Below are 12,267 nucleotides of genomic sequence, written 5' to 3'. Positions count from 1 at the left end.
ATAATTCGCCACAAACACTTGTATTGAAAATAATGGCGTTACACAATGGAGTGGTGAGCACGAACGCGGACGGACGCGGGACTGCATCGACCACCCCGAAGGCGCGGCGGTACGACGCGACGCTCCGGCGCCGTCAGGCAGAAGAGAGCCGGCACCGAATCCTCGATGCCGCCGCGGCGCTGTTCGCCGAGCGCGGCTGGTCCGTCGGGATGCGCGAGATCGCACGCGCGGCCGGCGTCTCGTTCGAGACCGTGTACAGCCACTTCGGTTCGAAGCCTCGACTGTTCAGCCAGGTGGTCGACGTCGCGGTCGTGGGCGACGACGAGCCGGTGGCGCTGATGGACCGGCCCGAGTTCGCCGCGCTTTCCCGCGGCAGTCGGCTGCAACGGGCCGCCGCGGCCGCGAGGTTGGTCGCCGGCGTGAACGGGCGCACCGCCGGCCTGCAACGCGCGCTGCGCGAGGGGGCGGCAGCGGACCCGGATCTCGCGTCCAGGCTCGACGAGATACGACAGGCCCAGCGGCAGACCGTTCGCATCGCGGGTGCAGCCATCGCGGGCCGCGAACTCACCCCGGTCGAAGGGGACGGCCTCTGGGTGGTGATCACGATGGAGGTCTACGACCTTCTCACCGGCAGCGCAGGGTGGACCCCTGTCCGGTACGAGCAGTGGCTCACCGACACGATCGTCAGGTTGTTGACCCTCGACGACTGAAAGGAGCGCGGGCCATGAACACCTACCGGAACGAGCCCGCCGACACACGAAGCATGGGAATCGTGCACAGCGCATTGCGTCGTGATCTGCGACGAACGCACATGGCGCTCGAGACTCCGCCCTATCCCGACGAGTCTCGTCGACGAGCACTCGCCGCGCACGTCCTCTGGATGTGCCGGTTCCTGCACCGGCACCATGCCGGCGAGGACGCCGGACTGTGGCCGTTGATCCGGAAGCGCAATCGGACCGCCGGTGCGCTGCTCGACCGAATGGAGGCCGACCACGCACAGATCGCACCGGCACTCGCCGCGGTGGAGGAGGCCGCCCAGGCATACGACGAGGACGCGTCGGCGCGGGGGCGGTTACTCACCGCGCTGAGCAGCCTCGACGACGTCCTGCTTCCGCACCTCCGTCGCGAGGAACTCGAGATGATGCCTGTCGTCGCGGCCACGATCACGACCGCGGAGTATCGCGCACTCGAGCACGAGTACTTCGTGAAGCCGAAGGGGTTCGTGGAGCTCGGCATGGAGGGGCATTGGGTCATCGACGGAGCGCCCTCCGACGATCGCGACGCGATCCTGAGCGTCGTGCCCGCCGTGCCCCGCTTCCTGATCCTCCACGGATTCGCCCGCAGGTACCGCCGGCAGGCGGCGCTGCGCCGGGGAACAGGTCCGGCAGCCTCCGTGCCGGCGCTGCACGTGACGCCGATCAAGGAGCGTTCCTGATGGGCACGCCGGCACGGCACGGGCGTTCCGAAGCGGTCACCGCCGCCCCGGCAGAAGCCGTGTGGCGCATCATCACCGACGTGACCAGGATCGGTGAATGGAGTCACGAATGCCGGGCCGCCCACTGGATCGGCGCCGACCGACGAGCTGCGGCGGACGTTCGGTTCCGAGGCACGAACAGGTCCGGCATCTTCGTCTGGACGCGCTCGTGCCGGTTCACCGCGGTCGATCCCCCGCGATCCCTCGCATGGAGAACGGTCGGCCTGTGGGGGAAGGTCGACAGCACGGTGTGGCGAATCGACCTGAACCCGAACGGAACCGGCACACGGATCGTGCAATCCTACGAGGTCGTGCACGTCGCCCCGGGACTCGACCGCGTGTACTGGCTCCTCGTCAGGGCACACCGGGACCGCCGCAACGCGCTCGCCGACGACCTGCAGCGGCTGGCTCGGCTCGCCGAGGCTTCCGGGTCCAGGCAGGCGGCGTAGGTCCTGCGCGACCTCCGAATACGAGGCGAGTCGGCACCGCTCGGCGCCGGCGGCGAGACATGGTGGGAGACCCATCGACATAGATTCGGATAATTTATCAATTCCGTATCGTGCAGATTCCATACCATCGAAACTGCACGATCCGACCGTCGACTTCAGCGACAGCTATCCGCTCGGGCACCCGTCAGCATCGAACCAGCCGATACCACTTCGCATGGAACCCCACCCGCACCGAAACCTCGTCCTCCACCGACCAGCCGGCGAAGATCTGCTCGATGTCGGCCGATCCCACCCCGCGCGGCAACGGCCCCCGGAAATGCGGCTCGAACGCGAACATCAGCAGTGTCGCGTGAGGTGCGGACACGCGGTCGAGCTGCCGGCGATACGCGGCTCGCTCACTGCCCGAAAGCCCGTGGAAACAACCGAAATCCACGATCAGGCCGTAGCCGGTCCCGACCGTGTCCGCCATCACCGTGACGTCGCCTTCGACGAATCTCACCTCGACCCCGGCCCCCTCGGCCGCAGCGGTCGCCGACTCGATGGCCGCCGGCACGTTGTCGATCCCGGTGACATCCCAGCCGTGTCGCGCGAGCCGGATCGACAACTCGCCGCCGCCGCACCCCACATCGAGCGCACGACCGGGACCGGGAACCGATTCGAGCAGCGCCTCGAAATGGGCGCCCCGCGAAACATCCGCGTGCTCCCACGGCCGGAAGCCGATCCCGTAGGCGAAGCGATACAAGATGCTCATGCGACCAGCTCCTCGACAAGCTCAATTCGACGGTAGGCCGCTCCCGCCCCGCGAGCAATCGAGGATGCCGGTCGGCAGTCGGTCACCGCTCGCAGGCGCTACCGGATCTCACCGTCGCATCCTGCGCCGCATAGGCGGCGAGCAGCGCGACCTCGGCGTCGCGCTTGGGGAACACGAAGAACACGAGCGCCGCGCCGATCAGCACGATCCCGATGGCCGCGGCATACGCTCGGCTGTCGCCGTCGAGGAACGCCGACCGCGCCGCCGCGATGATCTGCTGCGCGTACTGCGGATACCGCTCGGCGATATTCACCGCGCCCGCGAAGGACTTCTCCAGGGCCGCCTGCGTCTGCTCGCTGACCGATGTCGCCTGCGGGCTCGCGGCGATGGTGGCCGTCAGCGACGCCGTGTAGCCGGCCGTGAGCAGCGCACCGAGGACCGACTGGACGATCGCCCCGCCGAGGTCGCGCTGGAGATCTGCTGTGCCCGAGGCCATTCCGGCCCGGGACACCGGCACCGAACCGGTCAGCGAATGCGACGCCGGTGTCCCCGCGAGACCCACACCGGCACCGAGGCACATGAATCCGAGCGCGATCACCCAGTAGTGCGCATCCTCGTCCCACAGCACCAGCGCGACGACGAGTCCCACCACGATCGCCACGTAGCCCGACAGCAGGGTGAATCGCGACCCCCGCGACTCGACGAGCTTCGCGGAGTGCGGCGCGACCAGCACCATCACCAGGGCCGCGGGCAGCGCCGCCGACCCTGCCGCCAATGTCGAATACCCGAGCACGTTCTGCAGATATTGCTGGCTGATGTACATCGTGCCCATCAGCGTGCCGAACACGACGATGCCCGCGACCGCGGCGACCCAGAAGATGCGCCGCCGCGCGACCTGGAGATCGAACAGTGGATTGCGCGCCCGCAATTGCCGGAGCACGAAGGCGATACCGGACGCGAGCGCGATCACCAATGCGGACACGGCGACGGTCTGCATCCCGTCGACCGGCACGAAGTTGATGCCGAGCACGAGCGAACCGACCAGGACCACCGAGACGATCCCGCCGAGATGGTCGACGGGATCGGTGGATTCGTTGACGTGACTCGGCACGAACATCCACGTCAGCGCCAGCGCCAGCAACGCCAGCGGGATCGTCACCAGGAACACCGATCCCCAGAAGAACCCCTCCAACAGGGCCCCGGCGACGAGCGGACCGAGGGCGGTGAGACCACCACCGATCGACGACCACAACGCGATCGCCCGGGTCCGCACCGGACCCGACCACAACGCGGTGATCAGCGCCAGTGTCGTGGGAAAGGCGAGACCGGCGGACACACCGCCGAGCAGCCGCGCCAGGAACAGTACCTCGGTGTTCGGCGCGAACCCGGCCACCAGCGACGCCGGCACCGACAACACCATGCCGAGCACCAGCATGGTCTTGCGGCCGTAGCGGTCACCGACGGCACCCAGGTAGAGCACCGACGCCGCCAGCCCCACCGAGTAGCCGACCGCGATCAGGTTCAACTCGGTCTGGCCGGCATCGAACGCCTTCCCGATGTCGGGGAGAGCCACGTTCGCGACGGCGAGGTTCAGGTTCGCTACCGCCGCGACGAGGATCAGCGATGCGAGCACCAGCGGTGCCCGGGTGGGACGTTCCACGTCGGATGTGGTCACGGAACAATGGTGCGCGATCGCGGCTGTCCTGCGCCCGGATTCGGGAGGATGACTCGGGTTCGGCGGAAGTTGTCATCCTGTCCGAGACAGGACGGTCAACGGACGGACGTATCCTCCACGACGCCGTTCGCGGACCATCGGGCACTTCGAGCGCGTATTCGACTTTCGGATAACCGCCCGGCTGCGACGGCCACCGGACCCGATGGGGTCGTCCTTCGCGACCAGCTCAACAGGTCACACCATCTCCGGGACGTGCAGGTGCGCGATGGCGAGCTCGAACTCGCACGTATCGAGTACCTCGGCACCCGCCGCGCGCACCACTTCGGACCGGATGCCGTCGAGACGCTCCCTGTTGCCTTCCATTGCCTCGGCGCTGTCGAACGTCAGTGACGACACTCCGCGGCCTGCCGCGCGGTCGAACATCAGGCTGGCGCTGCAGAAGCCGGGCAGTTCCTCCATCCTGGGCAGTGCGGTCATCTTCCACAGGTCCACGCCGCGGTCCATGTCGGCCGGCTCGGTCTTGATCCACGTGACCCGGCAACAGGCCCCACGCTCGGAATGGTGGTCGCGATGCATGACAGCGATCTCCCACCGCGACACCTCCGTGGTGCCGTGGAAGATCTCGGCGGCGGTGTCGCGCAGGGCGCGCACCGGTCCCTCGCTGGCGCGTAGCGATTCCTCGTCCCGCCACGAACTGGTCGCGATGCAGCGGCCCGAGCCGCGATCGATCAACAGGGACATTCCCAAGCAGCCCTCGATGTCCGTCAACGCGGGCATCACAGTGTCTCGTACGTGCTTGATTCCGGCGTCGATGTACGACGGATGCGCATGAAGTGTGGTCGAGCGTGCAAACACGATCTGCACCCTTCTCCTCAGGGCGGCGCCGCGCGGCGTCGCCGGTCCTTTCCCCGTGTTCCAGACTGCTCCTCCGCCCCCATGCAGGCAATGGTCCAGAGGGATCGGGGCCTCGTTTGCCGAAGTAGCCCGGTTCCGAAACACAGAGTTCAAGTCGACGCCACATCCCGGCGATAGTGGACCGGAACACTGGAGGCCACTGTGAGATGGCACACGGGGAGGACCCGGACATGACTGAGATCGCTTTCGCCACCGACTTCATCGCCGATCGGACAGATCGGCGGCCCCTGCACGTGGCGCAGGCCAGGTTCCCGGTAGCGCACGCCCCGATCGCCGCGATCGACCCGGCGCCGTCGACGTCCCACGCCACGGGGCTGCGGGCCGTCGTCGAATCGGCGGTCGGCACCGTGTTCTCCGCGACCGTCGCGGCGGTGATGGTGACGGGACTGGCCGGCGCCGGAGCCGCGTCCGCCGTCGCGGGCGCGGCGGGCGCGCTGAGGTCGCGCTGAACGTTCGAACACGTTCGCAAACCCGCCGCCCCCGGACCGGGATCATCCCAGGGTGCGGCCGGTGGGGATCGTCGCGTCGGAGACGGGCACGCCGGCGACCCCGACGTGGAGTCGCAGCAGGGCCCCTGCCGTCGTGACGTAGATGCTCGTGCCTGCGAAGGCGAGCGAGGACACGAAACGTCCCGGCAGTTCGATGATTTCGTCGAGCTCTCCTGCCTGCGTGAACCTGGCGATCCCGCCACCGCTCCCCAGGGCCACCCACACGCCACCCTCGACGTCGACCGCGAGACCGTCGCACTCACCGCGCGGAGCCTCGGCGAACACCTCCGATCCATCGCCACCGAGGATCCGCACCTGCGACGCCGCATACTCTGAGACGTAGGTGGACGCGCCGTCGGGGGAGAATCCGATCCCGTTGGGCCAGAGCAGATCGTCGGCGACGATCCGCACGGATCCGTCGGTCGCGATCTGCAGCAGTTCGCTCGGCGGCGCGGTCTCACCCAGCGCGGGTCGGTGCCGCAGCACACCCGCGAACAGCGACCCGTCGGCCGCGACCGCGATGTCGTTGATGCCGGTGGCTCCGTCCGGCGCGAGGATCGTGCTGGTCTCCCCGTGGTCGGCGTACGTCAGGTCGCGTCCGCTCACGAGAAGCCCTCCGTCGGCGTGCGCTGCGAGCCCGCCGATCCCGCGGCGGCGCCCGAGGACCGTCTCCGTACCCGTCGAGGTCCAGTGGTGCACACCTCCCCCGGTGGTGTCGACGAACAGCACGGATCCGTCCGCGTGCACGAGCGGGGCCTCGAGCAGCCCCTCCGCTTCGCACACGATGCTCGCGTTTTCCATCCCATACATATAGACGATGCGGCGGCGCCTGCACACCGACGGCGTGCCCGGTGCGCCAGGCGCCCTCAGCGCCGGAACAGCTTGTTGCCCAGCCAGACGATCGGGTCGTAGCGCCGGCCGGCGACGCGTTCCTTCATCGGGATCAGCGCGTTGTCGGTGATGTGGATGTTCTCCGGGCACACCTCGGTGCAGCACTTGGTGATGTTGCACAGGCCCAGGCCGTGCTGATCCTGCGCGGCGTCGCGTCGATCGGCGACGTCGAGCGGGTGCATCTCGAGTTCGGCGATGCGCATGAGGTAGCGGGGACCGGCGAAGGCGGACTTGTTGTCCTCGTGGTCGCGCACGACGTGGCACACGTTCTGGCACAGGAAGCATTCGATGCACTTGCGGAACTCCTGCGAGCGCTCGACGTCGGCCTGCTGCATGCGGTACTCCCCCGGCGCCAGCCCGGGCGGCGGTGTGAACGACGGGATCTCGCGGGCCTTCTCGTAGTTGAACGACACGTCGGTGACGAGGTCGCGGATGATCGGGAAGGTGCGCACGGGGGTGACGGTGATCGTCTCGTCCGGGTCGAAGGTGGACATCCGCGTCATGCACATCAACCGGGGACGGCCGTTGATCTCCGCCGAACACGAACCGCACTTCCCCGCCTTGCAGTTCCAGCGCACCGCCAGGTCCGGGGTCTGGGTGGCCTGCAACCGGTGCACGACGTCGAGCACCACCTCGCCGTCGTTGGCTTCGACGGTGTAGTCGCGCAGGTCACCGCCGGCGGCGTCGCCGCGCCACACCCGGAAGGCCGCCTGGTAGCCCATGTCAGGACCTCCGTCCCGGATGATCGACGAGTTCCTCGTCGGTGTAGTACTTGCCCAATTCGTCGATGTCGAACAGCGCGAGCAGGTCCGGCCGCATCGGCTGCTGCTGTTCGGGGGTCACCGTCACGTCGGGGATCGCCCTGTCGTCGCCGCCGGTGCGGCACACCAGCAGTGTCCGCCGCCACTGCGCATCCATCGACGGATGATCGTCGCGGGTGTGCCCACCCCGGCTTTCGGTGCGCAGCAACGCCGCTCGCGCGACGCACTCGCAGACCAGGAGCATGTTGCGCAGGTCGAGCGCGAGATGCCAGCCCGGGTTGAACTGCCGGTTGCCCTCGACCGCGACGTTGCGGATGCGGGTGCGCAGCGCATCGAGTTCGGTCAGGGCACGCTCGATCTCGTCGGCGCGGCGGATGATGCCGACCAGGTCGTGCATCGACTGCTGCAACTCCGCGTGCAGCGTGTACGGGTTCTCGGCACGGTCGGGCATGTCGGGGGCGAACGGCGACAGCGCGGTTCGCGCCGCCGCGTCGATGTCGGCGTCGGACGCCCGCGGCCGGTCGGTGAGCCCGTCCACGTAGTCCGCGGCGCCGAGCCCGGCGCGCCGGCCGAACACCAGCAGGTCCGACAGCGAGTTGCCGCCGAGCCGGTTGGATCCGTGCATGCCACCGGAGCACTCCCCGGCGGCGAACAGTCCGGGCACCGACGCGGCCGCGGTGTCCGGGTCCACCTCGATGCCGCCCATCACGTAGTGGCAGGTGGGACCGACCTCCATCGGCTCCTTCGTGATGTCGACGTCGGCGAGTTCGAGGAACTGGTGGTGCATCGACGGCAGCCGCCGCACGATCTCGGCGGCCGGCATACGGGAGGCGATGTCGAGGTACACCCCGCCGTGCGGGCTGTCGCGACCGGCCTTGACCTCGGAATTGATGGCGCGGGCCACCTCGTCGCGGGGCAACAGATCCGGGGTGCGACGGTTGTTCTCCTGGTCCTCGTACCAGCGGTCGGCTTCCTCCTCGGTCTCGGCGTACTGGCCCTTGAACACGGCCGGAACGTACGAGAACATGAACCGCTCGCCCTCGGAGTTCTTGAGCACCCCGCCGTCGCCCCGTACCCCCTCGGTGACGAGGATGCCTTTCACGCTCGGCGGCCAGATCATGCCGGTGGGATGGAACTGGATGAACTCCATGTTGATCAGCGCCGCGCCGGCCCGCAGCGCGAGGGCGTGACCGTCACCGGTGTACTCCCACGAGTTCGAGGTCACCTTGTAGGACTTACCGATGCCGCCGGTCGCGATGATGACGGCGGGCGCGTCGAACAGCACGAACCGGCCGGATTCACGCCAGTATCCGAACGCCCCGGCGATGCGACCGGACTCGTCCACGAGCAGTTCGGTGATCGTGCATTCGGCGAACACCTTGACCCGGGCCTCGTAATCGCCGCGGGTGGCGTGGTCCTCCTGCTGCAGCGACACAATCTTCTGCTGCATGGTCCGGATCAGTTCGAGTCCGGTGCGGTCACCGACGTGGGCGAGCCGCGGATAGGTGTGCCCGCCGAAGTTGCGCTGGCTGATCCGGCCGTCGGGAGTGCGATCGAACAGCGCTCCGTACGTCTCCAGTTCCCACACCCGGTCCGGGGCCTCCCGGGCGTGCAGTTCTGCCATCCGCCAGTTGTTGAGGAACTTCCCGCCGCGCATGGTGTCCTGGTAGTGCACCTGCCACGAATCGCGCGGATTGGCGTTGCCCATGGCGGCGGCACAGCCCCCCTCGGCCATGACGGTGTGAGCCTTGCCGAACAGCGACTTGCACACGACCGCGACGCGCAGCCCACGCTGCCGTGCCTCGATGACCGCGCGCAGGCCCGCTCCGCCCGCTCCGATGACCACGACATCGTATTCGTGCCGTTCGACCTCCGGCATCGCTGCCCTCCCTGTCCCCTGGTGCCCCGCACGGTGCCGTCAGCCGACGAACCGCAGATCCGAGATGGTGCCGCTCGCGACGAGCATGATGTAGCAGTCGGTGATGATCAACGTGCCCAGAGTGATCCATGCGAACTGCATGTGCCGGGTATTGAGTTTCGAGACGAACGTCCAGATACGGTAGCGCACAGGATGTTTCGAGAAATGCTTGAGCCGCCCGCCGGTGACGTGCCGGCAGGAGTGACACGAGAGCGTGTACCCCCACAGCAGGATCACGTTGACGACGAGGATCACGTTGCCGAGCCCGAACCCGAATCCACCCGGACTGTGGAACGCGAGGATCGCGTCGTACGTGTTGACCAGCGAGATCACGAAACCCACGTAGAAGAAGTAGCGGTGCGCGTTCTGCAGGATGAGCGGCAGTCGCGTCTCGCCGGTGTAGCGGGCGCGAGGTTCCGCGACCGCGCAAGCCGGCGGCGACAGCCAGAACGACCGGTAGTACGCCTTGCGGTAGTAGTAGCACGTCAGCCGGAAGCCCAGCAGGAACGGCAGCGACAGGAATGCCAGCGGTATCCACATGGGTAGCTCGCCCACCCACACCCCGAAGTGGCTCGAGCCCGGGGCACACGACGCGCTGACACACGGCGAATAGAACGGCGTCAGGTAGTGGTAGTCGTCGACCCAGTACGCGGTGCGCACGAACGACCGGATCGTGGCGTAGACGACGAAGACCGTCAGACCCAGAACGGTGAGCAGCGGAGTGAGCCACCATCGGTCGCTGCGCAGCGTCCGTTCCGCGATCCTCGCGCGGGTCGCGGAACGGACACCGGTGGCCGCCGGGGCGCTCACCGCTCCCCGTGAAGTCCGCCGAGCCCTTCGTCGTCGGCGTCGACGCCCCGGAACAGGCTTTCGTCATAGGGCGAGTCGGGAACCGGGATACGCTCGGCCGTTCTCCCCCGCAATTCGGCGGGCGGCGCTCCGTCGAGATCCTTGGCGTCGATGTCGAGGCGGTCGAGATCGTTGGCCAGACGCTTGACCGCGGCGGCATCGCCGTAGCGCGAGCGCAGCGATCCGACGCATTGCCGCAGGTGACCGATGGTGCGCTGCAGTTCCTGCATTTCGGTGGTGGACATCCGAACCTCCGAGCTGGCGGGTCGGCACGTCGGGCCGGCCGACACGATGTGGTGCTCTTCACAGTACGACAAACCTGGCAGACGATCGGCGGGTTCTCAGCAATCGTCACCGCCCCTCCAGCCGGTTCTCCACGCTCGCGGCAGCGGGGGATCCGGAACCGGGGTACCAGGCCTGTCGACGTGCGGAACGAGTCCAGCGTCAAGCACCGACATCAACGGCGGCGCCCACGCTCGCCGGCACCCGACCTGCCGGCCCACCTGTCCGCTACGACACCGTGACGACCGCGACGATGCGCGCAGTCGACAGCTTTCGAGATCTGTGTACCCACCTGGCGGAACATGTTCTAGATTGGCGGCACCGCGCCGGACCGCTCCGGCGGCAGGATCGAGGAGCTGACGCATGCCGGCACCGACCACGGCCGTCATCGGAGCAGGTATCAGCGGGCTGACCACCGCAAAAATGCTGAGCGACTACGACATTCCCTACACCTGTTTCGAGATCTCCGACCGCATCGGCGGCAACTGGGCGTTCGGGAACCCGAACGGTCGCAGCAGCGCCTACCGGTCGCTGCACATCGACACCTCGAAGCATCAATTGTCCTTCAAGGACTATCCGATGCCCGAGTCGTATCCCGATTCCCCGCACCACACCAGATCAAGACGTACCTGGACGGTTACGCACGCGCGTTCGACCTCGAGAAGAACATCGAGTTCCGCAACGGTGTGGTGCACGCCGAACCCGTCGACGGCGGCGGCTGGGATCTCGACCTCGAGGACGGCAGCATCCGGCACTCCGATCTGCTGGTCGTCGCCAACGGCCATCACTGGGATCCGCGGATGGCGGAGTTCACCGGCACCGAGATCCATTCGCACCACTACATCGACCCGCAGACCCCGCTGGATTTCACCGGCCGGAGCATCCTCGTCGTCGGACTCGGCAACAGCACCAGCCCGTATCTGCCGCTCGCGTGGCAGCGCAAGGCCGCGCAGCTCGGCCAGCCGCTGCTGACGGGACGCCCGGAACCGTACGGTCTGCCACCCCGAATCACCGCTTCTTCGAAGCACACCCGACTCAGTCGGTGGAACTGCCCGCTGCGCCTCGGTTCCGGTGACCTACCCCCGAAGCCCGATATCCGCCGGCTCGACGGCCGCACGGTGCATTTCGAGGACGGGACGTGCGGCGAGTTCGACGTCATCGTCTACGCGACCGGTTACAACGAGGTTTTCTCAGTAGCGACCTGCATGCTCGAATTGCGTCAGAACGAGTGCGGGAGACTCCAGTACCGAAAACCGGTGGCGTCCATGCATGGTGGTTCGACGAACTTCCCGGGAGAGGTCGCCGCATCCGGTCCGGGGTCAGCGTGAAGTACCGGAAAGCTCCTCGCGGCTGATCTCCGGGAACTCGCGCAGCCGCTGCAACTCCTCGTCCGCGAACACCCGCATAGCCACCAACCCAGCCTCCACCCGCGCCGATCGACCTCATCACGCAGCCAAGCACCATCGAATCCAGCCCGCAGCCCCGAACCGGCAGATCACCGCCGAGCAGGCGCTACGCGAACTTCGTTGTTTCTGCGCCGTTACTACCGGGACCCCGGAAGCCGGATTTCGGCTGCGGCGCGGGGTGTTCCGATCGTGGCCGTGGCATGTTCCCCTTGGTCGGACTGGGCGGGCACTCCCTGTGGCTGGGCGGGCACTCCCTGTGGCTGGGCGCTGTGGCCGGCGCTCACGCAACGGCGGCGATGATGGTATGTCGCGTGCCTCACTCTCCAGCGGCGGCGGTCATCGGAGCCACCGCGGGGACGGTCCCCGGCTGGGAATTCGTTCTTCTCGCCGGAGCCGCCGCCGCGGTAC

12 protein-coding genes and 1 pseudogene are annotated in these 12,267 nt (G+C 67.7%); 5 read left to right on the top strand and 8 right to left on the bottom strand.

The features are described 5' to 3' along the window. The first annotated feature begins 53 nt into the window (after positions 1-53). The 3 genes from RZ1_RS14905 to RZ1_RS14895 are packed head-to-tail and all read left to right on the top strand — an operon-like array spanning position 54 to position 1,923. Positions 54-710, top strand: coding sequence for a TetR/AcrR family transcriptional regulator (locus RZ1_RS14905; protein ID WP_072813032.1), 657 nt, complete (start codon positions 54-56; stop codon positions 708-710). A gap of 14 nt (positions 711-724) precedes the next feature. Beyond that, positions 725-1,435: a hemerythrin domain-containing protein gene (locus tag RZ1_RS14900; protein WP_072813030.1), complete on the top strand. Its 711-nt coding sequence runs from the start codon at positions 725-727 to the stop codon at positions 1,433-1,435. Beyond that, a complete protein-coding gene (locus tag RZ1_RS14895) occupies positions 1,435-1,923 on the top strand; it encodes an SRPBCC family protein (protein WP_072813029.1) in 489 nt (162 codons plus the stop codon). Before RZ1_RS14900 ends, RZ1_RS14895 begins: the two co-directional genes overlap by 1 nt. A gap of 184 nt (positions 1,924-2,107) precedes the next feature. Here RZ1_RS14895 and RZ1_RS14890 read toward each other — a convergent pair whose 3' ends face one another. From RZ1_RS14890 to RZ1_RS14880, 3 genes are all read right to left on the bottom strand, one after another. Further along, the gene (locus tag RZ1_RS14890; RefSeq protein WP_072813027.1) at positions 2,108-2,674 is read right to left on the bottom strand and encodes a class I SAM-dependent methyltransferase; all 567 of its coding nucleotides are present in this window, start codon (positions 2,672-2,674) and stop codon (positions 2,108-2,110) included. Positions 2,675-2,756: 82 nt separating this feature from the next. Continuing rightward, on the bottom strand, positions 2,757-4,349 hold the full coding sequence (locus RZ1_RS14885) for an MFS transporter (protein WP_083583712.1): 1,593 nt from the start codon (positions 4,347-4,349) through the stop codon (positions 2,757-2,759). A 234-nt stretch (positions 4,350-4,583) separates the two neighbouring features. After that, complete coding sequence (locus RZ1_RS14880; RefSeq protein ID WP_072813024.1) at positions 4,584-5,213, bottom strand: hypothetical protein; 630 nt, start codon at positions 5,211-5,213, stop codon at positions 4,584-4,586. A gap of 221 nt (positions 5,214-5,434) precedes the next feature. Here RZ1_RS14880 and RZ1_RS14875 point away from each other — a divergent pair, with 221 nt between their 5' ends. Beyond that, entirely contained in the window at positions 5,435-5,713 is a 279-nt protein-coding gene (locus RZ1_RS14875; RefSeq protein WP_139281854.1) for a hypothetical protein, read from the top strand. 42 nt (positions 5,714-5,755) lie between these two features. Here RZ1_RS14875 and RZ1_RS14870 read toward each other — a convergent pair whose 3' ends face one another. From RZ1_RS14870 to RZ1_RS14850, 5 genes are all read right to left on the bottom strand, one after another. Beyond that, entirely contained in the window at positions 5,756-6,553 is a 798-nt protein-coding gene (locus tag RZ1_RS14870; protein ID WP_072813021.1) for an SMP-30/gluconolactonase/LRE family protein, read from the bottom strand. Positions 6,554-6,618: 65 nt separating this feature from the next. After that, positions 6,619-7,365 carry a succinate dehydrogenase/fumarate reductase iron-sulfur subunit gene (locus RZ1_RS14865; RefSeq protein WP_072813019.1) on the bottom strand — a complete coding sequence of 249 codons (747 nt, stop codon included), beginning with the start codon at positions 7,363-7,365 and terminating at the stop codon, positions 6,619-6,621. A gap of 1 nt (position 7,366) precedes the next feature. Beyond that, positions 7,367-9,283 (bottom strand): fumarate reductase/succinate dehydrogenase flavoprotein subunit, encoded by a 1,917-nt coding sequence (locus tag RZ1_RS14860; RefSeq protein WP_072813017.1) that lies wholly within the window; start codon positions 9,281-9,283, stop codon positions 7,367-7,369. Between the two features lie 39 nt (positions 9,284-9,322). Next, positions 9,323-10,132: a succinate dehydrogenase subunit SdhC gene (gene sdhC / locus RZ1_RS14855; RefSeq protein ID WP_072813016.1), complete on the bottom strand. Its 810-nt coding sequence runs from the start codon at positions 10,130-10,132 to the stop codon at positions 9,323-9,325. Next, positions 10,129-10,416 carry an Rv0250c family protein gene (locus RZ1_RS14850; RefSeq protein ID WP_072813014.1) on the bottom strand — a complete coding sequence of 96 codons (288 nt, stop codon included), beginning with the start codon at positions 10,414-10,416 and terminating at the stop codon, positions 10,129-10,131. The genes sdhC and RZ1_RS14850 overlap by 4 nt, the downstream gene beginning before the upstream one ends. 400 nt (positions 10,417-10,816) lie before the next feature. Between RZ1_RS14850 and RZ1_RS14835 the strand changes: the two are divergent. After that, positions 10,817-11,643, top strand: a pseudogene (locus tag RZ1_RS14835) (flavin-containing monooxygenase); the annotation flags it as partial. Between the last annotated feature and the right edge of the window lie 624 nt (positions 11,644-12,267).

Origin of the sequence: Rhodococcus zopfii NBRC 100606 = JCM 9919 (genome assembly GCF_001895025.1) — a bacterium.
Lineage (GTDB): Bacteria > Actinomycetota > Actinomycetes > Mycobacteriales > Mycobacteriaceae > Rhodococcus > Rhodococcus zopfii.
Note: the sequence above shows the minus strand (reverse complement) of the source record. Positions and strands in the feature narration are given on the sequence as shown.

Coding starts and splice junctions, on each gene's coding strand:
- RZ1_RS14895 (WP_072813029.1), top strand. CDS start 1,435: ATGGGCACGCCGGCACGGCACGGGCGTTCCGAAGCGGTCACCGCCGCC.
- RZ1_RS14890 (WP_072813027.1), bottom strand. CDS start 2,674: ATGAGCATCTTGTATCGCTTCGCCTACGGGATCGGCTTCCGGCCGTGG.
- RZ1_RS14860 (WP_072813017.1), bottom strand. CDS start 9,283: ATGCCGGAGGTCGAACGGCACGAATACGATGTCGTGGTCATCGGAGCG.
- RZ1_RS14900 (WP_072813030.1), top strand. CDS start 725: ATGAACACCTACCGGAACGAGCCCGCCGACACACGAAGCATGGGAATC.
- RZ1_RS14850 (WP_072813014.1), bottom strand. CDS start 10,416: ATGTCCACCACCGAAATGCAGGAACTGCAGCGCACCATCGGTCACCTG.
- RZ1_RS14875 (WP_139281854.1), top strand. CDS start 5,435: ATGACTGAGATCGCTTTCGCCACCGACTTCATCGCCGATCGGACAGAT.
- RZ1_RS14865 (WP_072813019.1), bottom strand. CDS start 7,365: ATGGGCTACCAGGCGGCCTTCCGGGTGTGGCGCGGCGACGCCGCCGGC.
- RZ1_RS14870 (WP_072813021.1), bottom strand. CDS start 6,553: ATGGAAAACGCGAGCATCGTGTGCGAAGCGGAGGGGCTGCTCGAGGCC.